The 26,910-nt window shown below is 42.3% G+C and carries 22 protein-coding genes; 8 read left to right on the forward strand and 14 right to left on the reverse strand.

Annotation, left to right across the window (positions count from 1 at the left end; all coding sequences use genetic code 11):
- The first annotated feature begins 118 nt into the window (after positions 1-118).
- Entirely contained in the window at positions 119-1,510 is a 1,392-nt protein-coding gene (locus QI031_RS02895; protein WP_281483725.1) for a UDP-glucose dehydrogenase family protein, read from the forward strand.
- Positions 1,511-1,748: 238 nt separating this feature from the next.
- Here QI031_RS02895 and QI031_RS02900 read toward each other — a convergent pair whose 3' ends face one another.
- Positions 1,749-2,543 (reverse strand): LmeA family phospholipid-binding protein, encoded by a 795-nt coding sequence (locus QI031_RS02900; RefSeq protein WP_281483726.1) that lies wholly within the window; start codon positions 2,541-2,543, stop codon positions 1,749-1,751.
- A 339-nt stretch (positions 2,544-2,882) separates the two neighbouring features.
- A complete protein-coding gene (locus QI031_RS02910; protein WP_281483727.1) occupies positions 2,883-3,014 on the reverse strand; it encodes a hypothetical protein in 132 nt (43 codons plus the stop codon).
- A 22-nt stretch (positions 3,015-3,036) separates the two neighbouring features.
- Between QI031_RS02910 and QI031_RS02915 the strand changes: the two genes are divergently transcribed.
- A complete protein-coding gene (locus tag QI031_RS02915) occupies positions 3,037-3,654 on the forward strand; it encodes a 2OG-Fe(II) oxygenase (RefSeq protein WP_281485920.1) in 618 nt (205 codons plus the stop codon).
- Between the two features lie 404 nt (positions 3,655-4,058).
- Positions 4,059-4,457 (forward strand): hypothetical protein, encoded by a 399-nt coding sequence (locus tag QI031_RS02920; RefSeq protein WP_281483728.1) that lies wholly within the window; start codon positions 4,059-4,061, stop codon positions 4,455-4,457.
- A 58-nt stretch (positions 4,458-4,515) separates the two neighbouring features.
- On the opposite strand, the gene QI031_RS02925 is transcribed toward QI031_RS02920, so the two are convergent.
- Together QI031_RS02925 and QI031_RS02930 are read right to left on the reverse strand one after the other, a co-directional pair.
- A complete protein-coding gene (locus tag QI031_RS02925) occupies positions 4,516-4,677 on the reverse strand; it encodes a hypothetical protein (protein ID WP_281483729.1) in 162 nt (53 codons plus the stop codon).
- A 39-nt stretch (positions 4,678-4,716) separates the two neighbouring features.
- Positions 4,717-4,947 (reverse strand): hypothetical protein, encoded by a 231-nt coding sequence (locus tag QI031_RS02930; RefSeq protein ID WP_281483730.1) that lies wholly within the window; start codon positions 4,945-4,947, stop codon positions 4,717-4,719.
- 160 nt (positions 4,948-5,107) lie between these two features.
- Here QI031_RS02930 and QI031_RS02935 point away from each other — a divergent pair, with 160 nt between their 5' ends.
- The 3 genes from QI031_RS02935 (at position 5,108) to QI031_RS02945 (ending at position 9,410) form a co-directional block, all read left to right on the forward strand.
- A complete protein-coding gene (locus tag QI031_RS02935; protein WP_281483731.1) occupies positions 5,108-7,180 on the forward strand; it encodes a flavin-dependent dehydrogenase in 2,073 nt (690 codons plus the stop codon).
- A 174-nt stretch (positions 7,181-7,354) separates the two neighbouring features.
- Complete coding sequence (gene purM / locus QI031_RS02940; RefSeq protein WP_281483732.1) at positions 7,355-8,383, forward strand: phosphoribosylformylglycinamidine cyclo-ligase; 1,029 nt, start codon at positions 7,355-7,357, stop codon at positions 8,381-8,383.
- A gap of 340 nt (positions 8,384-8,723) precedes the next feature.
- Entirely contained in the window at positions 8,724-9,410 is a 687-nt protein-coding gene (locus QI031_RS02945; protein WP_281483733.1) for a PHP domain-containing protein, read from the forward strand.
- A gap of 225 nt (positions 9,411-9,635) precedes the next feature.
- Here QI031_RS02945 and QI031_RS02950 read toward each other — a convergent pair whose 3' ends face one another.
- A complete protein-coding gene (locus QI031_RS02950) occupies positions 9,636-10,091 on the reverse strand; it encodes a cupin domain-containing protein (RefSeq protein WP_281483734.1) in 456 nt (151 codons plus the stop codon).
- 1 nt (position 10,092) lies between these two features.
- On the reverse strand, positions 10,093-10,887 hold the full coding sequence (locus tag QI031_RS02955) for a cysteine hydrolase family protein (protein WP_281483735.1): 795 nt from the start codon (positions 10,885-10,887) through the stop codon (positions 10,093-10,095).
- Positions 10,888-10,969: 82 nt separating this feature from the next.
- Here QI031_RS02955 and QI031_RS02960 point away from each other — a divergent pair, with 82 nt between their 5' ends.
- Complete coding sequence (locus tag QI031_RS02960) at positions 10,970-12,379, forward strand: amidohydrolase (protein WP_281483736.1); 1,410 nt, start codon at positions 10,970-10,972, stop codon at positions 12,377-12,379.
- Between the two features lie 217 nt (positions 12,380-12,596).
- Here QI031_RS02960 and QI031_RS02965 read toward each other — a convergent pair whose 3' ends face one another.
- Positions 12,597-15,482: an NHLP bacteriocin export ABC transporter permease/ATPase subunit gene (locus QI031_RS02965; protein ID WP_281483737.1), complete on the reverse strand. Its 2,886-nt coding sequence runs from the start codon at positions 15,480-15,482 to the stop codon at positions 12,597-12,599.
- Between the two features lie 35 nt (positions 15,483-15,517).
- Here QI031_RS02965 and QI031_RS02970 point away from each other — a divergent pair, with 35 nt between their 5' ends.
- The gene (locus QI031_RS02970) at positions 15,518-15,889 is read left to right on the forward strand and encodes a hypothetical protein (RefSeq protein WP_281483738.1); all 372 of its coding nucleotides are present in this window, start codon (positions 15,518-15,520) and stop codon (positions 15,887-15,889) included.
- 76 nt (positions 15,890-15,965) lie between these two features.
- Here QI031_RS02970 and QI031_RS02975 read toward each other — a convergent pair whose 3' ends face one another.
- The 7 genes from QI031_RS02975 to QI031_RS03005 form a co-directional block, all read right to left on the reverse strand.
- Positions 15,966-16,169: a hypothetical protein gene (locus QI031_RS02975; protein WP_281483739.1), complete on the reverse strand. Its 204-nt coding sequence runs from the start codon at positions 16,167-16,169 to the stop codon at positions 15,966-15,968.
- A gap of 19 nt (positions 16,170-16,188) precedes the next feature.
- A complete protein-coding gene (locus tag QI031_RS02980) occupies positions 16,189-18,522 on the reverse strand; it encodes an NHLP family bacteriocin export ABC transporter peptidase/permease/ATPase subunit (protein ID WP_281483740.1) in 2,334 nt (777 codons plus the stop codon).
- Positions 18,509-19,954: an NHLP bacteriocin system secretion protein gene (locus QI031_RS02985; protein WP_281483741.1), complete on the reverse strand. Its 1,446-nt coding sequence runs from the start codon at positions 19,952-19,954 to the stop codon at positions 18,509-18,511. The genes QI031_RS02980 and QI031_RS02985 overlap by 14 nt, the downstream gene beginning before the upstream one ends.
- 426 nt (positions 19,955-20,380) lie before the next feature.
- Entirely contained in the window at positions 20,381-21,475 is a 1,095-nt protein-coding gene (locus QI031_RS02990) for a cyclic nucleotide-binding domain-containing protein (protein ID WP_281483742.1), read from the reverse strand.
- A 308-nt stretch (positions 21,476-21,783) separates the two neighbouring features.
- A complete protein-coding gene (locus QI031_RS02995) occupies positions 21,784-22,590 on the reverse strand; it encodes a MinD/ParA family ATP-binding protein (RefSeq protein WP_281483743.1) in 807 nt (268 codons plus the stop codon).
- A gap of 130 nt (positions 22,591-22,720) precedes the next feature.
- Positions 22,721-25,333, reverse strand: coding sequence for an amino acid permease (locus QI031_RS03000; RefSeq protein ID WP_281483744.1), 2,613 nt, complete (start codon positions 25,331-25,333; stop codon positions 22,721-22,723).
- 2 nt (positions 25,334-25,335) lie between these two features.
- The gene (locus QI031_RS03005; RefSeq protein ID WP_281483745.1) at positions 25,336-26,772 is read right to left on the reverse strand and encodes a cache domain-containing protein; all 1,437 of its coding nucleotides are present in this window, start codon (positions 26,770-26,772) and stop codon (positions 25,336-25,338) included.
- Positions 26,773-26,910: the final 138 nt, after the last annotated feature.

Raw genomic sequence — 26,910 nt, forward strand, 5'->3', positions numbered from 1 at the left:
CAGACTGACTTTATTCGTTGTCTGTACTTTTCATAGCTGGGTTTCCCGGCAGTGTATAAGTGTCATAATTGACAATTTTTTTGAAGACTAATCCCAAAAAAGCTAGGAGTTAAATTAGATGCGTGTTTGCGTAATAGGTACTGGTTACGTTGGTTTAGTTACAGGCGCTTGCTTGGCTCATATTGGTCATGATGTAATTTGCATAGACAATAACGAAGAAAAAGTTAAGCTAATGAAGTCTGGGCAGTCGCCTATTTTTGAGCCAGGACTGTCAGAAATTATGCAATCTGCTATTCAAGCAGGAAAAATTCAGTTCAGCAGTGATCTGGCCGCAGGAGTTGCCCACGGAGAAATTCTATTTATTGCTGTAGGAACACCACCATTACCAACTGGTGAAAGCGATACCCGTTATGTTGAAGCGGTGGCTCGTGGTATCGGTGCTAATCTTAACGGTGGTTATAAAGTAATTGTAAATAAATCTACAGTACCCATTGGTTCAGGTGACTGGGTGCGGATGATTGTTCTAGATGGTATTGCTGAACGTCAAAAAATACTTGTACCAGCAGGTGGAGTATCAAGTGATGAAATATTACCTGATGCCGTAGCTCAATTTGATGTAGTTAGTAATCCAGAATTTTTGCGTGAAGGTTCGGCAGTCTACGATACCTTTAACCCAGATCGGATTGTGCTAGGTGGCAATAGTCAAAAAGCGATCGCTTTAATGCAAGAACTGTATGCTCCGATTGTAGAACGTAAGTACGCCGCTGACCAATCTTTACCTCCTGTATCAGTATTAGCCACAGATTTGAGTTCGGCAGAAATGATTAAGTATGCCGCTAATGCCTTTTTGGCGACCAAGATTAGTTTTATTAACGAAGTTGCTAACATTTGCGATCGCGTTGGTGCTGATGTTACCCAAGTAGCAAAAGGTATTGGTCTGGATTCCCGCATTGGTAACAAGTTCTTAAACGCTGGTATTGGTTGGGGTGGTTCCTGCTTCCCCAAAGATGTGGCTGCACTGATTCACACAGCTGATGACTATGGCTATGAAGCCCAACTCATGAAAGCCGCCGTCAGTGTCAACGAGCGTCAGCGCTTAATAGCTCTAGAAAAACTCCAGCAAGCCTTGAAAATCCTTAAAGGCAAAACTGTAGGACTACTCGGACTGACATTCAAGCCAGATACTGATGACATGCGGGATGCGCCAGCCCTGAATTTGATTGAGCAGCTAAACCGATTAGGAGCCAAAGTCAAAGCTTATGACCCAATTGTTTCTCAAACAGGTATGCGTCATGGTCTTTCGGGTGTACTAGTAGAAACTGATGCCGAACGTCTAGCCGATGGCTGCGATGCTTTAGTACTTGTGACTGAATGGGAGCAGTTCAGCAATTTAGATTATGCAAAAATGGCAAAATTAATGCTCCACCCCGTGCTGATTGACGGTCGCAACTTCCTAGATCCTGAAACTATGGTCAGGGCTGGATTCCAGTATGTGGGTGTAGGAAGATAGATAATTACTAATTCGTAATTCGTAATTCGTAATTGAGAGGAACAGAGCAAATATTAACAGCCCAGCGATAGCGAGTCCTTGTGCGTCTTACAACTACGAATTTTTTTTTCTAAATCTCAAAAATTAAAATGCCGTCTAGTTAATTCTGGCGGCATTTTATGTGTTTTAAATTTGACGCAAGCAAAAATGCAAAGTTCTTCTTAGATCTTGTACTACAACTTGGCACGAAACACGTATCTTAAGAGCTATGTGGAATACGCTCAATCTCCGCATATCCACTGAAAATTAACTTTTTACCCTCAGTTTCTAAGCGATTGAGTCGCATTTTTACTCCATCCAAGTCAAAACGATCTAAGTCAACCATATTATCTAAAATTTCTGCCAATGCCATGCTCAAAGTTTGAGATATTTCTCGTTGCGCTTCTGGTACAGCGTCAAGTTCGATTTTAGGGTCTTTAAAAGAAATACGTCGCCGCCGTTCAACGGCTACGGTTAATGTCATACTCAGCGGTATGAGTTCACCATTGTTTAAATCTGCCTTTGCTGCCAGATGCAAGCGATTTCCAGGTAACAGTTGTACCTGAACATCTGTAAATGAGACTGGTTGACCACCAGATAATGCTGTCAAAGCAGGTACAGAGAGATTGACCAAGCGCTTTTTCACCAATTCGGCTTTGAAGGCTTGATTAATGCCTGTTTCTGACAAAATTACTTGAGCGATCGCCTGAGTGGGTTGTTTGAGATTTAATTTCCCCCCCAATACTGCACCAAAATCAATCGCAACCGCATCAGTTTCAAACGACATCTCCTCTACCGCGAAATCTCTACGGATGACCAAGCCGCTACCATTCATTTTGAAGCTATCAATACTGCCTTGCAAGAGCTTGCTGGAGGGATGGCAGCGCACTAAGACTTCTACTGACTCGCTTTGGGTAAACAGGTGGCGAATCGTTTGGCTAGCGACTGTGTTGAGCATCTTCTCCCCCCAGTCTGTGCCTTTTGAATCTGTTAAACCAGTAAGTCCGCCGAACATTTGGTTTTAGTCTCTAGAAGTTCTTTGTACTTTTGTAACAAAATGTGAACAATACAGCAAGTGTCTAGAGATTGATTATGCTGATGGGCAAGCCTGGGATGGTTGATAACTAACATCTAGCTATGCCTAATATTACTCTATTGATCGCTCAGATTGTTACCATGTACTATGATTATTGAACCTGCTCCTACCAGTTTTTTCCTTGTTCAGTTTATATTGTGGAATTGGCTGTTTTGTAATCAAAGCATAAATAACATCTGGGTCTAAGTCAGCCCCCGAACCCCATTGAATCGTTCCGTAGTCAGGGTTGACGCACACTGTAGCAAAGTATTCTTTATCTTACAGAGGCGCAAATACACCTGTAAATTTAATAATTTTATTAATATCAACTACTCCTTCAACGTCATCTTCAAAGCGGATGTCAAGCTGATAGTTTTCTCTTGGTTCAACTGCAAAGATATTTTTGAGCATTCTGTACACCTGCCGCACCCCAGTGAAACGCTATCAACAACAATTCAACGCCTTCCCCAGCGATTACCTCAACAATTTGTGGGGAGAAATTCATGCTTGTCCTTACTTTGCTATCAACAACCTCAACCGCGATTTTGTGGGAACAAAAGGATTTTCGGTAGTATTTACACGATCGCACCTCTTTAAAGTAGAGCAACAATTCCCCTACTTCAAGCCGTACTTAGATTTAGCACTCCAGACTAACTGTAATGCTTTTTATCTCAATCCTTTACTACTCAAAGAAGGCTCCCGCGTTGATCCGCATATTGATCGCTCTTTGCGTTCATACTGTAAAACTGTTGAACCACCTGCGGTTGTCAGCGTTCTTTACGTGCGTGTACCTCCAGACATGGAAGGAGGAGAATTAGTACTGCGATCGCACAAACGTCAACTTGGGCAAATTAAGCCACAAATCAATACATTACTTTATTTTCAAGGTGATTTAACTCACTCTGTCAATGCAGTGAAAACATCAGGAAATCGTCTGAGTTTGGTTTGTGAACAGTATAGTTTAAGCGAGGCTGAACTCCAGGAAATACCAGAGTTTACAGTGGAGTCAAGAGTTGCTCAATCTCCCAAAAAATCAAGAAGGTATACTTAAGTAGGTAGGTCGATGTCAATAATTATCGTTGGGATAAAGCAGGGGGAGAAAGAGTTTGAGCCTTATTTACTTTTATTCATATAGTTTGATTTTATTTCACCGACTTACTCAAGTAGTTAAGGTTTTGTTCTGGATCAGGCTAAATATTAGCCTCGTTATTAAGAATTTCATTGTTGCTATTAATGTAATGTGCCAGTTTTCTAATTGTCTACTAAGTTAGCAAAACTTTTTGATCCTAAAATGTCAAATTCTCACTTTTAATAGGTGAAATTAGCATTTTTTTAGGTAATCATAATAGTGTTACCACTTAAAAAATCTTGTTGTTGTCTAGATTTTGATTAAAATCCTTTACAACTACAACTTGAGCTTTCTTGAATCAATTGATTTTCCGAGAGTGTATCACCATGAATCAAATCTTAAAACGCACATTTCTACCTAGCCTCATGGCTGCAAGTTTAGCTACTGTCACCTTGATTCCTGCTCAACCCGCTGCTGCTGATGATGAAGTACTGCGAGACATAGGTCTAGGAGCCGCTAGCGGTGTAGTATCTGGATTTATCACAAGATGCGGTTCTGTTGTAGACAATGCCGCTAAGGGTGCTGCTGCTGGTGCTGCTGTTAATGGCGCTAATGGTTTAAGAGGAAATCGTAGAAACCGTAACTTGGGACAAGATGTCGTAGTTGGTGCTGCTGCTGGTACAGCAACTGGTGCTATAACTGGTGGTTGCAGAAGACCTTTGAATAATGCAATCAATGGTGCAGCTGCGGGTACAGTGATTCATATCTATAACAATAGAAAATAATTCGTACTTGCTGTACCTGAACATCGGTAAATGCGTTTCTCAAAGACTAGAAACGTATTTACCAAGTTACGGAATTGGGTAACTCTTCAACTTGGATATTCACCAAGCTACCCAACTTGATAGATTTTTGAATATTGTCACAAGCATCATTTTGTATCTTTCTCAGTCTGCGTCTAGCTCCTCGCAAGTTTTCTGGACGTACCCCGATGCAAGCTGACAAAATGCGAAAATTGAAAAAATTACTTTCTTACTTGCTTGATTAAAAATTTTCCCAGGCTTGACTAACCAATTTGCTCAACCAGCGTCGTTGCTGCTGATCTAGTACAGTATCATCGGCTAGGACTTGGGCGGTTAATTCTTCCAAGGATTGACCTTGAGAACGGACAATTTTAATGACTCCAGCGATCGCTGAGGCAACTAGTTCTTCATCAACTTGTTTTTGTTGTAGAGCAAAAATGTCCTGAGGGCTGTCTGGGATGGGATAATTCATGGCGTGGGTTTACAGAAATTCAAAATGAACAATAAATTTGAGAAATTATTAAAAAACCTTTACTGAATCTTTATTCAAGTAATAGGGCGGATTTTAGCGTAATTTCTGCCTTTTTAAAATCCGTCTTAGTGAATAGATTGCTCGGAGATGTCAGCAAAACATGAAAGAAATACTCTATCTAGAAGTTCCGATTTCGGACATAGCAGCTGTATGTAGTTGGTTACAAACAGATTTTGAGCCAGGAAACGGGGAAAAGGTGCTTACACCAGATGGCTTTCGTCTGAAAATACCTGCTGAAACTACAACTGCTGACACGGCTATTTCCGAAAAATTACCGACTGAAATTTCTGTATTTGTTTGGTCAGTACAGCGCACTACTTATTTAAAAGTGTTCCGTTGGGCAGATAAACCCTTTCCTCAAGAGAGGGAAATTTTGCAACGCTTAATTGCTGAAATTAGAAAGCGTTTTCCCCATCAATACCCTGAACTCCCACAGATTGATGCTCAGCAATCAATTTTTGAGGCACTAGCGCCCCATTATCCTTTGACTGTCAAGTATTTTCAGCGAATGCCCAAGGGGGAATATGACTTGAAGCGTGCCTATTGGTGGGAGCAAAGATGGCGTGAAGGAGTACGTAATCCGCAAGAGCCAAGGCAGGTGATTTTTAAAGAGAATAAGGTAACAAAAAGTCCTGATGTCCAATACGACTTAATTTATATCGGTGGTGCATTAGGGGTAATTCATGCGGCAGTGATGGCCAAACTAGGATATAAAGTCCTACTTATAGAGCGTTTACCCTTTGGACGGATGAATCGGGAATGGAATATTTCCCGTGATGAAATTCAAAGTTTAATAAATCTAGGTTTGGTGACATCCGCTGAGTTAGAAACCATAATTGCTAAGGAATATAAAGACGGATTCAATAAATTTTTTGACGGTAATAATCCCCCAAAATTGCGATCGCCTGTCTTACACACCCCTACCGTATTAAATGTAGCCTTAGATTCAGAAAAATGGCTGCAAATGTGCGGGCAGAAGCTTCAAGCAGCAGGTGGCCAAATTTGGGATGAGACCGAGTTTATTCGTGCGGATATTGATATATCACAAGTTGTAGTTAAAGTCAAGCATTTAACAACTCAAAATGAGCAGCAAGTGAGTGGGCGGCTGTTGGTTGATGCGATGGGAACTGCTTCTCCTATTGCTTGGCAATTAAATGGCGGTCGTGCTTTTGATAGTGTATGTCCAACAGTAGGGGCAGTAGTTGCGAAGGGATTTGAGCCGGGAGTTTGGGATTCCCAGTATGGAGATGTGCTGTACAGCCACGGAGATATTTCTCGCGGCAGACAATTGATTTGGGAATTATTTCCCGGAGAAGGTGAAGAACTAACGATTTATTTATTTCACTACCACGAAGTCAATCGAGAAAATCCCGGCTCATTATTAGAGATGTACGAGGACTTTTTTACGATTTTGCCAGAGTATCGGCGTTGCGACTTAGACAAGTTGGTGTGGAAAAAACCGACATTTGGTTATATACCAGGACATTTTAGTGTCGGGAGTAGCGATCGCACTGTTGCCTTTGATAGATTGATTGCGATCGGTGATGCTGCATCTCTCCAATCACCCTTGGTTTTCACGGGTTTTGGTTCACTGGTACGCAATTTAGATCGTTTAACCACACTGCTAGATACAGCCCTCAAACACAATTTATTGAGTGTCCGCCACTTGAACCGCATTCGGGCTTACCAAAGCAATGTTTCGGTAACTTGGCTATTTTCTAAAGGCATGATGGTTCCGACTGGCAAGTTTTTACCGCCCCAGCGGATTAACTCGATGCTAAATACCTTTTTTGGATTATTAGCAGACGAACCGCCAGAAGTTGCAGATAACTTTATTAAAGATCGCTGTGATTGGTTCACCTTTAATCGCCTCGCACTCAAAGCAGCTCGTAAAAATCCTGCTTTATTGTTATGGATTTGGCAACTAGCTGGATTTAAAGATTTAGTACGCTGGGTAGGGAATTATTTCAACTTTGGTATTCATACCTTAGTCAGCACTTTATTGAGTACATGGTTTCCGCGCTTTTTGGTGCGAATCAAACCTTGGTTAGAACCCCGTTATCCAGCATTGTGGTTGCGGCTATTAGTGATTCGTTATGCGATCGCTACTGGTAAACCGCGATCGCCAAATCAGGTAACAACAGTCAAACCAGAAGCAATAATTCTCAATTAATCATTTTTTCAATCAAGAGTTAAAAACTCACTTATTCGTGAACAACAGATCCCCGACTTCTTAAAGAAGTCGGGGATCTGAGGCATTTTTACAAATCAAATAGGATTGCTATAGACTTTTGACTCTAGATTCCCCTACTGTGAACTATGGACTAATGGCTATTGACTAACTTTTATGGATTATCGGGATGCTGGGGTTGATGTTGAGGCTGGTCGAGCCTTTGTAGATCAAATTCGTAATTTGGTTCACAGCACCTTTAGACCGGAAGTAATTGGGGGATTAGGTGGTTTTGGCGGATGTTTTCAATTACCGGGAGGTTTTCAAGAACCAGTATTGGTTTCCGGGACAGATGGCGTAGGTACAAAGCTGAAAATCGCTCAAATTCTCAACCGTCATGACAGTATTGGTATTGACTTAGTCGCCATGTGCGTTAACGACGTGCTGACATCAGGTGCAGAACCACTGTTTTTTTTAGATTATGTCGCAACTAGTAAGTTAGAAAAAGAGCAATTAACTCAGGTAGTGGCGGGTATAGCCTCTGGATGTAGGCTAGCAGGTTGTGCCTTATTAGGAGGAGAAACGGCAGAAATGCCTGGTTTTTACCAAGTGGGTGAGTATGACTTAGCTGGGTTTTGTGTAGGAATTGTAGAAAAAAGCCAAATGTTGGATGGTTCTCAAGTCCAAGTAGGAGATGTCGCGATCGCTCTTGCGAGTACTGGTGTACATAGTAATGGCTTTAGTTTAGTCAGAAAAATCGTTAATGATGGCGGTTTTTCTTGGAATGAAAGCCCAGAATTATTAGGTGGCGAAACTATAGGAGAAACTTTTCTCCAACCCACACGCATTTATGTCAAACCCGTTTTAGCAGCGCGTCAAGCTGGGTTAGAAATTCATGGCATGGCTCACATTACAGGTGGGGGATTACCAGAAAATTTACCTCGATGTTTGGGGAAAAATCAAGCGATCGCCATTAATCCCAATAGTTGGACTATTCCACCTGTGTTTCAGTGGCTAGCTGAAGCCGGATCGGTCAGTTCCCAGGCTATGTATGACACTTTTAACATGGGTATTGGATTTGTGCTGCTTGTACCACCCCATCAAACAGAACAGACTATTACTTTTTTTCAATCACAGAATATTCCTGCTGTGGCAATTGGCGAAGTAATTACAGGTTCTGGTGAATTAGTCGGATTAAGAACGTAGCAACAATATTTACATGTAGCCAGACTTTGATTTGAGGTTAGTGAGGCAGGAACTTCGCTAACCTTGATTTTGACAAATTATTTGGCAAATTTTTCTCATGAGTATCATGAGTATATAGACGCTTTTTGGCAATATTTTTTACTTATACTTATAAAAGCGATTCAAAATTCTCATGGCCAGAATCATTGAGATTTGCTAACGTAGTCTTAACATATTGAAAAATTTCACAGATGAAACTAATACAATAGCTTTCCACACTTATTTACTGTGTTGGAATTTTTTCATCTAAAGACTTGGTGTGTTGGTGTAGAAAATCACATATTTTTATTCACAGAGGATTATGGTTGTAAATTTAGCTCGAACATCTGCTTCCACCGAACTACTAAAGCAAGTATTTCAAAAAATTGATGCTCAAAGTTGTCCCAAGACATTTAACTTTCACATGCACACTATCCACTCAGATGGTAGGTTACAGCCAAGTGCATTGATAGAACAAGCGATCGCCATCGGTCTGCAAGGATTAGCCATCACCGACCACCACTGTATTGACGGATATAAAGCAGCACAAATTTATTTAGAAGATTGGCAGTGGAACCATCCTGCTGCTAAAACTCCACATCTATGGAGTGGGACAGAAATTAATGCTAATCTCTTGGATAATGAAGTTCACATTTTGGCTTACGCTTTTGAGCTAGATAACTCTAGTATTAAACCTTATTTACAAAAAAAGGCTACTACAGGCCACGCATATCAAGCAAGTAATGTAATTGCTGCGATTCATGATGCTGGGGGATTAGCAGTCTTAGCTCATCCAGCTCGTTACAAGCGATCGCATTTCGACTTAATTCCAGCTGCGGCTGAAAAGGGAATTGACGGTGTAGAAAGTTTTTACGCTTACAATAACCCCAATCCCTGGAGACCAACAGCCTTGGAATCAAAACAGGTACAAAAACTGGCTGGTGAATATGGTCTTTTCAATACCTGTGGTACTGATACTCACGGTTTAAATTTACTTCAACGATTGTAAGGTTACAGTTGTTTTTTCTGAATACTCTTGGTTCAATCAGCCAAGAGGCTATTGTGGTGTTATATCATGTTCGCTTGATTAGTTATGATTTTGGCCATCTATGCAAAAATATTAAAAATCTCTTTCCCCTGCTCCCTGCTCCCTGCTCCCCTGATTTCTACAGTTACACCGAATCATGAACTGTAGAAAAGAGAAGACTAAAGTCCTCACTACAATAAGATATTTCTAACAAGGCATTAAAGCATCTAATCTTCCCAAAACTGCCATATCTTCTGCATCTAACTCTACAGGAATCCCACTGCGAATTAATTCTGCAAAATCTTCGTTGGGAACCATCACAGTTAATGTATATAAGCGATTAGCACCTGTATTTTTAATTAAATGAGTGCCTGTAGGTGGTACTAATAAACTATCTCCGGCTTGGATGCGGACATTTTTACCATCACAAATTGCTACTCCTTCTCCTTTGAGAACAAAAAACATTTCTACCGCCCATTGATGACGATTTGGTGGTGTTTGTCCACCAACATCAAAAATTTCTATGCAACAAGTTAAAGAAGTATTCGCACTTGCCGTATCAAAAATAATTGCTAACCGATTAGAGTCATCAGGACTAATGCGGTATACTTGATAATCTTTGGGAGATTTGATAATGGGAATTACACAACTACTAGCGTGCATTTTATTGATCTCCTCCTGTGGATTCAGGATTATTCAGCGTTGTTAAAATCGCTTGGGAATCAGTGACAAAACCAAAACATTGTTTAATGTTGTACAACGTCGCCAACCAACAATAGTCGGGAGATGTTGTAGCACTACAGTCTTTAACTAAAATGCAGTCATATCCTAAAAAATGAGCATCACATAAGGTAGTCATTACACATTGATCGGCATTAACACCCGCGAAAAATAGTGTCGTTCTTCCTAGGTTCCGCAGGATACTATCTAGAGGCGTATCCCAAAAGCCACTCATGCGGTATTTATCCACACGAATATCTTCTGGTAGCTGTTCTAGTTCGTCTATCACTGCTGCTGCCCAACTACCTGCCATAAGTACTCTAGCACTATTGACAGGTAATGGATCGCCTAATCCTATGCCTTCGCCTGTAGGGTTGTAGACGTGACGAGAAGCGGCGCTAATATTTAATAAATCAGGACGATTGCCCCAATTTACCCAAATAACTGCCACACCAGCCTCACGCAATTTTGGCAGTAAATTATTTAAAGGTTCAATAGGTTGACGGGCTGGAGTTACATCTACGCCGATATGCGCTAGCCAGCCATCGTGGTGACAGAAGTCGTTTTGCATATCTATGACGAGGATGGCGGCTTTTGCCAAGTCTAAGCGCAGGGTTTTGGTTTCTGTTGATAAAATAGCGGATTGTGGGGTCTTTTGAGGACGAGTGATATCTGCGATCGCCTGATTCACAGTCCACGCATTTGGTGCAACTCCCAATGTCCGAAATGGCAGATTCATAAATGACAACGTCCAAAACCATTTTTTATTTGTAACTTGAATTGCTACTGAGTGTTCAATAACTTAATCAAGGTTAAATATTGTGAACTTCACTATCCAGAATGTTTTGATTGCCACCCATGACGATTATGCAACCGTAGATGTGCAGGTTGTGGATAGTAAAATTGCCGCGATCGCTCCCAAACTAGATGTTATTGGTGCTGTCTTTAATGGTAGCAATAAGCTATTACTGCCTGGATTCTTTAATGCTCACACCCACTCATCAGAAATGTGGCAACGGGGAATTATGTCAGCCTTTCCTTTAGAATTATGGCTAGCGGAATTATATGACTTTGCCCCTCTGGATTTAGAAAAAGTTTATCTCAGTGCTTTAGGAACAGCAGTAGAAACTTTATTATCCGGCGGTACGAGTGTAGTAGATCATTTAGTGTTAATTCCTGGACAAGAGCTAGAAACGATCGCCACTGCAAATCGCGCTTATCAAGAAGTAGGAATCAGGACTTTTATTGCTCCTTTAATTCAAGATGAATCTCTTGCCGCCGGGATGCCTTCTGGAGAATCGCCACAAAATCACGAGCCTTATTTTCGCTCAACTTCGGCAACATTAGAAATCATCGAAGAAGCGGTGAAAAAGTTTCATCATCCAGATGCAGGTATTAGTATTTTGGTTGCACCAACAGGAATACAATTGTGTACTGATGCCTTGTTTACAGGATGTATTGAATTAAGCGATCGCTACGATCTTTGTCGTCATTCTCATTTACTCGAAACCAAAGCTCAAGAAAAACTTGCCCAAGAAAAATACGGTTGTACTGCGGTTGAACATTTAAACCAAATTGGTTATTTGAGCGATCGCACTTCTTTAGCTCATTGTGTTTGGTTAAGCGATCGTGATATTAAGATTCTTGCAGAAACTCAATCTACAGTTGTGCATAATCCCTTAAGTAACCTACGTTTAGGCAGCGGTATTGCCCCCATTTTAAAATATCGCCAAGCTGGGGTAAACGTAACTTTTGGTTGTGATGGTGCTTCTAGTAATGACTCCCAAGATTTATTAGAAGCGATCAAAATTGGTTCTATTTTACATAATGTTACAGACTTAGATTATCAACACTGGATTACGCCTCGACAATCAGTGGAAATGGCAGCTTTAGGAGGTGCAAAAGGATTAAATGTGGCAGACAAACTTGGTTCTTTAACTGTCGGCAAACAAGCTGACTTAGTGCTTTATGATCTTACTAATTTATCATTACTACCCCGTACAGATCCTATTGGTTTATTAGTTTTAGGTCGTCCCACAAACATTGTCGATAGTGTTTGGATAAATGGTCAACAAATTGTTGCTAATAGTAAAGTAACAACAATTAATGTTGATGAATTACGTCAAGAACTCTTTAAACATAGTCAATGGGAAACAAAACGCAAGTCTTCAACCGTCGCCCAAATTGAAACTCATTACCGCACCGTCATGGATTTACCAGACAGCAAATGAAATTAATAATGCAACTCAACCAAATTCACCCCATGTGGGCGACCAGTTGAAGTTGTTAGCCCCCAGGCAGCTGCGCCCAGTTTGGCGCTCATACCGTTTCACTTTAAAATTGATACAAATAGGCAGCAGGGGAGCAGGGAGCAGGGAGCAGGGGGAAAGAGGGTTTCCTGGTTTTTGTACAGATGCAGGAATTATAACTAATTACGCGGACATGATATCACGTCATTTGCCGAGCCATTAACTGAGAAAATAGCCCCTCAAAAGCAGCTAGTTCTTGGAAAGTTCCCTTTTGTACAACCCGCCCAGCTTGGAGTACATAGATTTGGTGAGCATTACGGATGGTGCTAAGTCGGTGAGCGATCGCTATTCTGGTAACTTGTAATTTATCTAAACTTTCACTCACAATTGCCTGGGTTCTGTTATCTAAAGCACTAGTAGCCTCATCAAATAATAAAATGCGGGGTTTTAATGCTAAAGCACGAGCAATCAACAACCGTTGTCGTTGTCCTCCAGAAAGATTGCCACCACCCTCACTAATTACTGTATGCATTTCCATTGGCATGGCGGCAATATCATCAGCAAATCCAGACATTCGTGCAGCTTCCCAGGCTTCATCTAGGGTAATCTGAGCGCCACCAGCAATATTATCGAAAATTGAGGCTGCTGTCAGTTGCCCACCCTGCAAGACAACACCCAATTGTCGGCGTACAGCGTCTACATCTAAACCAGACAAATCTTGACCATCGTAATAGATAGTACCAGCTTCGGGGGTTTCAAACCCTAGTAGTAATCGGAATATTGTTGATTTACCACTTCCAGATCCTCCGACAAAAGCAATGAACTCCCCAGGCTTTGCAGAGATACTCACATCATCCAACGTCAGCGCTCCATCACTGCGGTAACGAAATGTCACATGATCTACAACAATTTTGCCAATGAGATTGCCTGGATCGGCTTTGCTGCGATCCACTTCCGGTATAGTTGCTAAAATTGGCTGAGTGCGTTTCCACTGCGGGACGACCTGCAAAACTTCAGTAACTGTATTGCTCAGGTCTGTGGCTCCCCTAATAAAATTGCCAAAGGCTGCATTGAAAGCTAAAAAAGTACCAAGAGATAATCCAATCGCTCCTGAAGTCTGAGCTTCTTCAAACAAACTAATGGTGAACCAAAAAAGTATTCCAGAAGTTAGTGTAGGCATCAATGTATTGAAAAGTGCTACAAAATCTTCAACTTGTTGTGTACTAAGTTCAAGTTTGACTTGCCGAGAGTAGTTTTTACTCCAAGAAGCAAAGGCACGATCCTCAGCGCCAGCAACATGCAGTTTAGAAATTCCGTTGATTAACTGCACCGTTTGTCCAAAAATATCCCCCTGCAATTCCAGCAGTGGACGCACCTTACGCAGCAGGACTACACCAGAGAGGGTAGTTACAGCAACAGCAACGAAAGCAACAGCAACAGCAACGAAAGCTAATTTGAAGTTGTAGTAAAACAACTGCCCCAAGTAAAACAGTGCAAACAGACTAGTAATTAGATTTATTAGGGTTTTACCACTAAGTTGGCGGCGGATTGTGCTTATTGATGATACGCGGGACTGAAGGTCGCCTGTTGTGTACTGCCGAAAAAATGATACAGGAAGATTAAGCAGTCGATCCCATACAGCTGCTTGAGTAGAAGCATCAGAAGCCGTTTCCATTCGCAGAATCGCAAAACCTTGAGTTAGCTGAAATAAGGCTGTTCCTAAAGCAGCAATCAGTAGCCCTAATCCAACTTGCAGCAGTAGTCCCCTATCGCTATCTGGAATCGCGTTGTCCATGAGAATCGCGATCGCTTGGGGTGTGAGCATTCCCAGTAATGTCACGGTAATGCCAGTAAATAAAATAGCCAGCAGTTCTCTTGTTTGTCCTTTAAATGCGAATTGGAGTAGATCTAAAGCTGTAAGTGCCTTATCGGGCAAAGATCGATAAAACATATAAGCAATGGGAACCAGTGTTGCGGCTATACCTTCATCTACTCTTAAGCGGGTCTGCTCAACTGGGTCAAATATCTCATAGCTAGTTGCAGATATCGGTAACAGTGCAACTGGTCGGTTGTCCTGCTCAGTATAGGCTACTAAAGCACCAGAATCCTTCTCCCACCAGTTGTCCCGCAGCAACACCCGCCGCATCCGAATACGCGAAGCCCGAACAATTGCTTCCAATGGCTCTTTAACCCGCTTAAGATTTTCCGAGCGAGCCGGAGGGCAGATTTTCACCCCCAAAGCCCTTCCTACTGCACCAGCAGCGATTAATAAAGGTGTGCCTTCGAGGAAAAAGTTCCCGTCTTGATAATTCAGGGTCGATGCTAGCTCCCCTAAAGCCTCTGCTGTGACTTGGCGGTTGAGACGTTGGCGGTCGCGTAATCGTTGTAGTTCATCGTCCGCTTCTTGCTGATCTAAAAGGTCAACATAGCGTAAAAGTTGAGTATTAAACTGGGACAATCCTAAAAGCAAAGTATCTGAATTATGGATTTCTGAAGTAGCTAGAGTAGTAAGTTGAACCCCCTCGACAGCTTCCAGCCACATTTTATCGCCCAGGCAAAAAGTTCCTGCTGTACTGGTTAAAGTCAAATCCTCAAACCCCAGCCAGCGAACAGTCCCTTGCTGAAGCTGTACCCAACAAACAACACCCGCTTCCGGCTGGAAAGTCTGACCAGCGATGAGAGAAAATCTTGCCTGTTCACAAGCCCTTACCTGAATTGCTGGTGTGGCAAACTGGGACGTAGTACCAAGTTGTTTAAGCCAATTTTCTACCCAGGTGGTTGCTATTATATCTGCGTTGGCTACTAATTCACTGAAACATTCTTGATGTAGTTGTAACAGTTCTGTCTCTCCAACTGGCACTGCCAAAATCTGGTTGTACTGTTTGTCATAACTAGCAGCCGTTCCAAAAAGTGTCTCCCCCAGACTACAACTGCATAAATAACGGCGAGTACCTTCGATAACACCATCTTTAACTGTGACAGCAAACAGTGCGATCGAGCCAGATTGAATTACCCAAACTTTATAAGGGTCATCCAGCAGTATCGGCTCATTGCCTTTAACTTGGTAAAGTTGTCCTTTTAACATAATTATTTTGTCAGTTGTCAGTTGTTAGTTGTCAGTTGTCATTGGTCAAGGTTCAACTTTCACCTTTTGAGGTTCAACTTTCAGCTTCTGAGGTTCAACTTTCAGCTTTTGAGGTTCAACTTTCAGCTTCTGAGGTTCAACTTTCAGCTTCTGAGGTTCAACTTTCAGCTTCTGAGGTTCAACTTTCGGCTTCTGAGGTTCAACTTTCAGCTTCTGAGGTTCAACTTTCAGCTTCTGAGGTTCAACTTTCGGCTTCTGAGGTTCAACTTTCGGTTTCTGAGGTTCAAGTTTCGGCTTCTGAGGTTCAACTTTCGGCTTCCGAGGTTCAACTTTCAGCTTCTGAGGTTCAACTTTCAGCTTCTGAGGTTCAACTTTCAGCTTCTGATGCCATTTCACGAAATTATTGATACAAATTACTTTTCTTACTCCCCCTGCCTCCGGTCACTGAGTTTCGACTACGCGGCAATCGAGCGAAGTCGAGATTCAACTGCCGCGTAGCCGAAGTGCTGCTTCACCTGCTTCCCCTGCCTCCCCTGCCTCCTCTGCTTCCCCTGCTCCACGGCAGTTGCTTGCTCCTGGGGGGAACCCCCAAGACCGCACTGCCTCCCCTGCTTGCCCAAATGTATCAACTTTAAAGTGAAACGGTATGAGGTTCAACTTTCGTGAGCTTCTTCTTGTTCTCTTCATCTCCTCGTTTTTTTGTTTGTTATGTTTCCTGCAATGCTTCACCTTCAGTGCAGATTAACCGCGAGTACACACCCTCAACTTCCCACAATTCTTGATGAGTGCCTCGCTGCACTACCTTTCCACGTTCTAAGACGATGATTTCATCACAGTCTCGAATTGTACTTAATCGGTGTGCGACAATAATACAGGTGCATCCCCGTCGTTGGAGATTTTCGTCAATGTTTTTTTCCGTCTCCACATCTAGGGCGCTGGTAGCTTCATCCATGACGAGTATTGTGGGGTTGTTCACAAAGGCACGGGCAATTTCTAGCCTTTGTCGTTGACCTCCACTTAAATTAGCAGCTCCTTCCATTAGTTCTGCATCATATCCCCCAGACATGGAGAGAATCACATCCTCAATCGCCGCATCTTCACAAGCACGCATCAAGTTTTTATCTGCGATCGTGGCATCCCAGAGGGTCAAGTTATCCCTTACCGTACCGCTAAACAGCAAGATATCTTGTTCAACCATTGCAACAGAGTTAGTCAGTAATTCGTGAGGAATTTGTCCTCTAGGTTTACCATCAAAGAGAATGTCTCCTGTCCAAGGTTCATAAAGCCCACTGACGATTTTGGCAACGGTAGACTTACCAGAACCACTTCCACCTACCAAAGCTACTCGCTGTCCGGGTTTGATTGAGAGGTTAAAGTTTTCAATCAACGGAGGTTCAAGGGGACTATAGCCAAACGAGATGTTCCGCAACTCGACATACCCCTGTAATCTGGGCAAAGGGGCAGAAAAAGATGAGGAGGATCTTGCTTCCCCTGCTCCCCCTGCTCCCCCTGCTCCCCCTGCTCCTCCTACTTCCCCTGCTCCTCCTACTTCCCCTGCTCCCCATCTTCTCTTCTCCAACTGCGGATCTGTTGGATTGTCTAGTACATCATCCAAACGAATCAAGTTGCCTTCTAGCTCTTGTAGAATGCTGCCGAAATTGACGAGATTATTCACAGGCTCCTCGAAACTCTGCATTAAACCTTGAAAGGCTATGAGCATTCCAATACTGAGGTGTCCATCCATTACCCGTAAACCACCTACAACTAACAGCAGCATGGAAGAAAGAGCAGATAAGAGCGTTGGTAATACTGCAAATGTTTGATTTGTTACCCCTAATTCTTGTTGAGAGTTAATTGCCTTAGTGTAATAGCCTGACCACCGAGAAAAGAAATCTGATTCTAAACCTGATGCTTTGAGAGTTTCTATACTTTGGAGAGCTGCAATCGATGCACCAGCAGCTTTACCATGTTCTTGTATCAATCGCTGATTAGCATCTACTCTTTGTCGAGAAATCCACTGCAAAGTAAAGACGTTGATGGCAGCAAAACTAACCACAACTAAGGTTAGTAACCAATCATATTGAAACATGATCAGCGCGTAAAAAATCACCATCACTGCATCAATGACAGTAGTCGCCAAACTTCCAGAAAGGACATCAGCAACTTGGTCGTTGAGACTGGTGCGGTTACTGATTTCTCCGGCAAAGCGTTGGGCATAAAAGCTCACAGGTAAGCGTAGAATATGCCAGAGAAAGCGACTCGACATGCCAACAGCCAACTTAGTTTTCAGGTGACGCAGATATCGTAACCGTAGTAGCGTTAGCCACCCTTGAAGTACAGATGCGATCGCCATTGCCAAAATCAAGGGACGCAACCAGTGTTGCCGTTGTTCGACCAAGATTTCGTCTACAAAAATTTGGCTAAATACAGGTATAGCCAGTCCAATAATAGTTAAGAAAAATCCTGCTATTAGGCAATAAACTAGCGCACCAGCAGCCCCTTGTAATCGTTTCCACAAAGATGAAATCATGCTGGGTTTACGACCACCTTTGATGAACTCTGCACCTGGTTCCATCACCAGCACCACTCCGGTATATCCCTCGTCAAATTCCTGAGGGGATAGATGACGCGGCCCAGTCGCGGGGTCGTTAAGATAAACGCGAGAAGAGCTAAATCCCTCCACTACTAGAAAGTGATTAAAATTCCAAAACACAATATAGGGAGGATGCAGCCCTTGCAGTTGCTTGAGTTCCTTTTTAAAGCCTTTCGCCTGGAGTCCATAGCTTTTGGCAGCCTTAAGCATGTTGGACGCTTTACTACCATCACGAGAAACACCGCACTCTCGGCGCAGTTCTGGCAACGGCACAATCCGACCGTAGTAACCTAAAATAATTCCCAGAGCAGCAGCACCACATTCCACAGCCTCCATTTGCAGGAGGGTCGGGGTTTTGACGCGCCCCCTGCTTGTGCTTTGCAGCAGTTTTTGCAAAGGCTGCAAAGGATTAATCGGTTTTACTAAAGTCGCATTAGTTGATACCACTGAAAGACCTCAGAATAGGTAAAACATACGTCAAAGGAGCGCGTTCTTCTACCTTGACTCGAACAACAGTAGTCGTTCCAGAAGAGATTTTCAGTTGCGGTCCGGTGGAAGAAGACCATTTGTAACCACTGAAACTAGAGGAATCCGGCTCTAAGTCAGCGAATACTTGCATTACTCCTTCCTGTTTTTGAGACATTAAACCTTCCACTACTTCTGGATTGCCCACCACATTAGCAGCTCCCTCCTTAGTAATGGGAAATGGCGAGACACTGGTAATGGTTCCCACGATGCCGCCAAAGCGTTCCCGTTTAACAGTTTGGGGGGTAATTTGAACCGTCATCCCTGGTTGAATTTTCTTGCCCTCTGCGATCGCAAAATACGTTATACCAACCAGTTTGCTAGATGGATTTTCTTCATCTATGCTCCCTAACCGAGTTCCCGCATTGACAACTTGTCCAGGGGTAACAGTGATTTCTAAAATGCGTCCGTTGTGTTGGCTGACAATCTGACTGTTGGTACTTAGTTGTAGTTCAAGTTTGGCAATTTCTCGCTTGATTTCTTGAATCTCGTTTTTGCGGGTAGTTGTAGTTTGCAAGTCTTCTTGAGCTAGACTAGCTATTTTACTGTTCTGTTCTTGCAATTGAGCTTGGATGTTTTTGATTTCGTTCAGGTTTGAGAGGTATTGTTGTTGTGCATCCGCTTCCTTAAGGTCTAATTGCTTCAATTGAGATTCAGCTTCATCAATGCTGGCACGAGCATTGTCGTATTGTTGCTGTGCTTCTAACACCACATCATCAGTAATCGCTCCCTCTGTCAATAAGCTCTGGCGGTTTTCTAGCCTCTTTTTATGGGTAGGAAGCAGTCCTTGGAGTATTTGCAAGCGTCGCTGTAAGTTAAGGCGATCGCGCCCTATTGACACCAATCCTTTTTCCCTTAACACTGGTGTTAAATCCTGCATGATCTTCAGTCTTTGCTGAAGACTTAGGCGTTGCTCTTGAATTGCCTTTGTATCAAGCTGCTGACGCTGAATTTGTATCAAGCTAGCGTTGCGATCTTGTGTTTCCAATTGGACTAATTTGGCGCGTGCTAGTTGTAATTGCTTACGCAAGTCAACTTGGTCAATTGTTGCCAATACTTGTCCCTTTTTGACGATATCCCCAACTTTAATATTGAGAACAAGCAACTGTCCTGAGCTTAGTGATTGCAGAGGTACAACTTTGCGTGGGTAAATCATTACTCCTCGGCCTTCAACGGTGATGGGGATACGTCCATAAATACTCCAGACTATGCCTACTCCCACTAGAGAACCCAAAGCGACTAGCGGTAGCCAACTTTTAGGACTGACAACTTGCATTAATTGGTCTAGTCTTTCAGGAGAAGATAGTCGCTCTAGTGACTCTTTGCGGAATAAACTACGTTTCTGGTTTAACATTTATCTTCACGTTAATAATTTATAAATAGTATTTTTAACTGATTGCTAAAAAACCTTATTTATTCCTTTCTTTGCGTCCTTTGCGTCTTGGCGGTTTGTTTAAAATAAATATTTTAGTGTTGCGTAATGATATGTAAAAGTCTCACGCAGAGTCGCAGCGAAAAGTTCCTCGTTCGCGTAAGCGTTCCGCAGGAAAGCCGGGTTTCCCGGCGTAGGAAACTTTTCAAGACAGAGACACAGAGATAGAAAAGATTTATGGTTTGGTATTATTAGAGTAGATAAAGATGTATTTAAATACAATACAAAAATTTTATGTGAAAGTATTATTATTTTATGTTTTTCATTTTGAGTGAGACTGGCGGCAGAAATGATTGCTAAAATCGCTTGTAGCCGCCATTAATTTAAGGCTAGGTAATTTAGATAAACTCAACTCACTCTTAACCGTTCCTGCATCCATTCAAATCTTTTTCCAGCCAACGCCATACGATCCAAAACACTGGCATCAAGTTCATCTTCATATTCCATATTTTCATTTAGTGTTTGGCCTTGACTATAAACGCGCCTGCTATAACCAAGGCGACTAAGCATTCCTTGAAATCTATGAGAAAGTAAAGTAGCAATCACTTGATAAAAACGAGATGCAAATCCGATATCTTGCTGTAACTTTGCTGCTACTTGCTGTCGTGAAATAGACAAAACTATTGAGTTTTCAATAGCCTTAATGGTTGTAGCAGGTAAGCGACCATCAATGAAGAGTGTTTCTCCTATAATTTCACCTTTCGATAATTTTGCTATCTCTCGATTTGCAACTTCACTATTTTCTATAGCGGCAAAAGCACGAGCTAATGGATTACGTTCATCATCAGAAACAGAGAGTGACATGATGCCACTTATTAGGATATAAAGTGCATCCACAGGCTTTTGTTCATGGATAAGTACGGTATTAGCGGCAATTTTGTGTTGAGTCCCACAAGCCATTATCCAATCGATGTCACTATCATGCAATTTTCCTAATACAAATAACACATCTTTTAATGGTTGTCCTGGAGCTATATGGCTACGACCAAGTTGATTGATGATGCTTTGTATTCTATCTGAAAGTATAATCGCGATCGCTCGATAAAAGCGCGAAGCAAAACCAACATCTTGCTGCAATTTTGCTGCTAATTCTTGTTGAGGAATTGACAATACTAGCGATTTTTCTACAGCCTTGACGGTTGTAGCTGTCAGGCGAGTACTGACAAAGGGAACTTCTCCAACAACCTCACCACTAGATAATCTTGCAATTTCTCGATTGGGAGTTTCAATACCTTCGATGGCTGCAAAAGCACGAGTCAGAGGATTGTTGTCAGGTTCAGCAGCAGTAACTGTTAACATTCCATCTAGTAGGATATGTAAGGAATTAATAGTTTTCCCTTCTTGAATGAGTACAGTGCCAGCGGCTATTTCTCTTTGATGACCTATAGCAATCATCCAATCGATGTCACTGTTAGTTAATTCTTTAAGTAGGACTTCTGTCATGGGTTAATTACCCTACGTTTTGTAAATGAAAGGTTGAAGAAAAACGAACCGCCAAGACGCAGAGGACGCAGAGAGATGAGACGGTTTTTGAGATTTATTTAGTAAAACTTTCAGTTTCCCATTTTTGACGGTATTGATGAATCCTGTCTCAGTTATTAAACCCACTAACTATGCAGGCTCCCATAGTAGTAGTCCAATGTAGGCGAGGACATGAGAACGGAAGAATTGTTGTTTAGTCATCGCGATCGCCTTTTAAAATAGATGAGAAAGATGAAGAAGAAATAATAACTGCTTCTGCCTTCTGATTTCTAACTCCTGACTCCTGCCTCTTGTTTCTCAATTACACCAGCAATCTGCTCAGTTATTTCTTTGATTGTTTGAGTGATGGGATGATGAAGGTAACGCAGAGAAAAAACACCATTGCTTGCTAACTGCACTACCTCTTCTGAAAGGGGTAAAATTCCAGCCACTGAAACGTTGTAAATTTTCTCTACCTGTTGTTGCAAGTCGAGAAAATTCAAGCTTGGTAAAGCCTTATTAATTACCAACAACATTTTTGGTACTCGCAGTTTACGAGCTACATCAACTGTTACAGCAGTGCCTTGGAAGTCTTGATTATCTGGACGCAGAAGAATCACCAAAACATTAGAAATACCTATGGAAAGTAAGGTTTCTTCATTCAAGCCAGGGTGTGTATCAATTAATAAGTAATCCAGTTTTAGAGTGCGGATAAGTTCTTGAAAACCATCGTTGAGCCGGACTACATCATATCCCTCACGTAAAATTCTGGCGATTTCACCTGCCTTAATACTAGAAGGAACTAAATAAAGACTACCTTTGACTGTACCTATATTTCCTTGGTTTGCAACTAGAGTATCAGTAACATCGTAAGCAGCATCTTTAATGTTACAACGACCCCATAAATAGTCATTGAGAGCGAGTTCCATTTTATTCTCATTAAGCCCGAAAATAACATGAATCCCAGGCGATTGGATATCAGTGTCGATGATACCTACACGTTGTCCCGCAAGCGCCATAGTAGAAGCTATGTTAGCAATCAAGTTTGATTTACCAGTGCCACCACGGAATGAATGAATCGCAATAATTTGTGCCATAAATTACCTCGTAGTCTATAAAAACGTGATTAATCGTGTCTGTATATCATGTCCGGCTTATTAATTATGAATCCCGCATCTGTGCAAAAACTTGAAAACCCTTTCTCCCCCTGCTCCCTGGTTACTGAGCTCAGTCGAAGTATGCCCCAGAAAATGACGGCTCTGGAAAAGTAAACTTTAACCAGCATCCATCACTAATGAGAGGAAGCAAAACTCGCCCGTTGGATAATTTCAAGTCAAACTGCATGTTCTTATTTCCACTATGGATTTCCACAAGTGTAGGCAAACTTTTAGAGTCAATCTGGGAATTACTGCTATGTACCCACACTCTCAATTCCTGTTTTCGCTTAGTTGGTAGGCAAAAAGTGGCATACTGTAAAGATGAAAGTGATGGAATCTCGACAGTGGCAGCTTGGTGGTGTTGTTCACTTCCGGCATATCCTAATAACACTTTTGCTATTTTTGGTTGTCCACCAGCAGTGATTGTGAATACGGATCGTCCTTTTTGGTGTTGCTCTCGGAGTTCAACTACCATACGAGAAGTAAACGCACCATAGTACTTCATTGCCAAAGTTGCTCCTAAAGAGAGGACAGCAATAGACAATGCACTGATACGCGCCACAGAATTTTCCCAGATGAACAGACCGTGGACAAGTAGGATAGCTAAAAATAGGCTGTATACACCTACGCTGAATAAGGGATAGTTGAGAATTTTCAAGACTACTCCGGGTACAAGCTCTCCTTTGCGGCGGCTAGAAATCAATAGTAAAACTGGAAAAATACCGCCAACCAGGGAGTTGCCAAGCACACCAGCGAAGGCGAGTACGCTGGTAAAAGATTGTGTACCAACCAGGAATAGCCACTCAGTTAGTAAGAAGACTAGAAGTAACGGGCTGATGGATAGGAAAAAGCGACGTTGGTTTAGTAGGGTTTTGCAAAACCTTTGTGTCTGATTTTGATGTTCAGAAGTAAGATTATTAAAATCAGCTTTTAATCCTCCTTCGTAAACCAAGAGCATGGGTGAAATAGCTTGTACACAAGCATTATCATGATTAGCCGATCGCACTTCTAAAGTCAGACGAGTATCCCACTTACGTAAGTCTGGGAATTGGTGAAGTAACTCTTGAATATTCCAACGTTCAGCAAAGACAATTTCTACATGATGGACATTGCCACTCAATTGAATATCTAAACGAAACTTGGATTTAGCTTCTTCTAATCCCAGGTAAGTTACACCAATATAAGGAACACAGCTAGGATTGCCACCAGGATGCAAGATTAATATTCCCGAATGGCACGGCAGTTTTAAAATTGGTTGGGAACGGTCAGGTAGCCACTCTCTAGCTAAGTTGACTAAGAGACTAGAACTGCGGAGCCAAGCCATTCCTAACAACAAGGTGACTAACACTGCTCCCAAGATTGTGACGATCACACCGATTTGCAGCGCCAATGGTTCTAAGGCAGTGCCTGACTGTCCAGTGAGCAAGTCTGGCGAGACGGCTCCGTTAACTGCAAGTACCCAAATACAAAAGAGAAGAGTTAAAAAAGCAGTTCCCGCCACGCTTCCCCAAATTAAAGATCCAGCGCTAGGGTCACGGGGAAGTATCAATTTGCCACATTCTCCGACATAAACATGCCCGAAGTAAAGCATCAAACTCACACCTAAAATCCGTTGTAGCATCCAAGGGTGGAAAAGTTGACCGTCAAGAAAGGGCAAGTTTACATATAAAAGGTTTTCTAGTTGGACATGGCGGAATGCCAATAATGAAAGAATGAGAAGCAAACTTACGTTGATGCCTGCTAGTAATACCATCAAGGCAACGGTGAAGTTTAAAGATTTACGAGATACCAAGTACAATCCGGCACAAAATAACAACACCGCCCATAGTGCTGCTGGTATGTGAGTGAAGTTTGCCATAGTCACCGACAAACCAATATAGCAAGCCAAGGCTATGAGGAAAACACGAATGCCTACTGCAACAGACAGTATAAATGAGCCTGTATTTCCTAAATAATTAGATACTAATTGTTTGATAAAAGCATTACCATAACGAAAATCGCTACTGCGACCAACGGCTTCTGCCATACAAGCCATAGTTAGGATATTGATTATACCGATGATGACTATGAAGGCAATTGTAGCTAACGGGCCGATATCGGCTACGGCGATAGGTAAAGCTAAGAAGGCTTGAGGAAGACCCAAAGCTACAGTCAGTATTGAGGCTAACCAGAAGGGTGGAAGAGACTCTAGACGTTGGGCGATCGCTGCTGTCATCCAGCGCCACTGTTCTATCAGTGATAACTTGGATGCAAAAATGGTCGATAGTTGTTTTCTATACAAGCGCAAGTAAGCCACTTGTACTGACTTTTCATCTAAACCCAAAGTTGCGCGGATGTTAGGCACAGTTTGATAGATGAAAGTGTACTTCTGGCTGAAGGCATGAGCGATCGCAGCTTTGAGTCTAGGATTTTTTGGTATGAGGGTTGCCCACTGCTTTGCGTAGCGTTCCAAGTGTTGGATGGTGGGATGGAGTGGTGGCGCGTTTCCTAAAGCAAAAGCTTCGAGAAAAGCCAAATCGCGCTCTGAGGCAGCTTGCTCTGTGAGGGAAAACTCCATCTGCGATCGCGCCACTATCTGTGCTGTGCGACTCTCAAGCAAAAACAATAGTGTATTCGCTCGTTTTGCTGGTAAACCCGCTAGTACTTCCTCTGGTGATATCAATTCGTCATCATCGAATGACATATTTATGCCTCACAGTTTAGCGATCGCTCTTTAAGGGATTGCACCTGAGTCTGCAATCTCTGATAGTAATCTGTCTCAGTTTCGCTAACAGTTACTTCGTGTTCTCTGAGCTTTTGAATCTTTTTTTGTAACTGCCGGAAATGTTCGTTTTCCGTAATTTCCGCAACGTTGCTAGCTCTTTTAGTCTCGTCAATCTCAATGTGCAGTTCCTGAACTTGCATTTTGAGCTTTTGATCTCGCATCCTCACTTGTTCAGCCATCCCCAAGAAAACACGTACTAATTGGCCTATGTCGTCTTGGGTATGAGCTAATTTCTCCAATCTTGGACGCAATTCCAATACCTGAGAATCAAAATCATCCTGCTCTAATGCTTGTGCTGTGGCTGTGAGGGCGTAAATTGGTTGAGAAATTCTCCGTGCTAAGAGTAACGCAATGATGGCTGTAATTCCCCCCACAATCAATACACTGCCACCATGCAGCCACATCAGGCGCTTCAATGGCTCGATAAAATTTTCTTTGGGCTGGCTGACACCCAATACCCAAGGTTGTTTTTGCAAAGGTGCAAAGCCAACTATCCGGGGCATTTGCTGAGGTGGAAAGCGATAGGTAGTATGACCTGCGTGTTTAGCTTTCACCATCACCTGCAATTCTGGAATACCTAAGCTCTGAATTTGATCTAGAGCGTAACGCCTGTCCTTAACAACCTGTTTTAATATCTCAGGCGGTAGGGGAGCGAGGCTATGATAAAGGAGAGATTTATTAAAATGACTGATAATTACTCCCTGTTGGTCAATCAAAAAGGTATATTGGGAACCTACTTGTAACGCATTTGCGATCGTCCAGATACCTTCTCCTTTAATTTTCAGTACTGTGACTCCGACAATTTTGCCACTAGGCGATCGCACTGGCACAGAGAAAAACATACCTGGTCGTTTTGTTGTTTCCCCTACCAGAATGCTAGAAATATAAGATTTGCCTTGGATGCTGGAACGGAAATATTCACGGAAAGCATAGTTTTGACCAAGGAATTTAAGATCACTAGCGGCGATCGCACGACCTTGTTTATCCATGACAAAAACAGCATCAAACTCAGGGTTAGAACGGAAGACATTTTGTAGCGTTTGTTGCAATTGAGGGCGGAGGGCTTCTCGCTTAGAAGACGTGGAAGCTGCTAGAAAATTTACGACATTGCGATCGCGACTAACTTGGATAACAACATGTTGAATATCAATAATTAACTGGTCGAGGCGACTAGCAGTACTGGTGGCTAACAGTTCCAGTTTGCGATATTCGCCAGCCTCCACACTATCTAAGCTATGGCGCAGGTTGTAGTAGGTGGTGAAGCTCATCGGTATGAGGGCAACTGACACCAACGCTGCTGATATTTTGGCAGCTATAGACCAAGCAGGTGGGCAAAGTAACCGATGTAAACGCTTCATTTCATCTATTGTGATAATTAGTTGTAAAAATCTCTAAGTTCACTTCTACAGCAACGCATAAGAAAGTAATTCTAGATACGCTAACTTTAGTTTGTCTGGATTTTTTAATTTAATTCATTATGTTTTTACTCATACTTA

Origin of the sequence: Halotia branconii CENA392, assembly GCF_029953635.1 — a bacterium.
Lineage (GTDB): Bacteria > Cyanobacteriota > Cyanobacteriia > Cyanobacteriales > Nostocaceae > Halotia > Halotia branconii.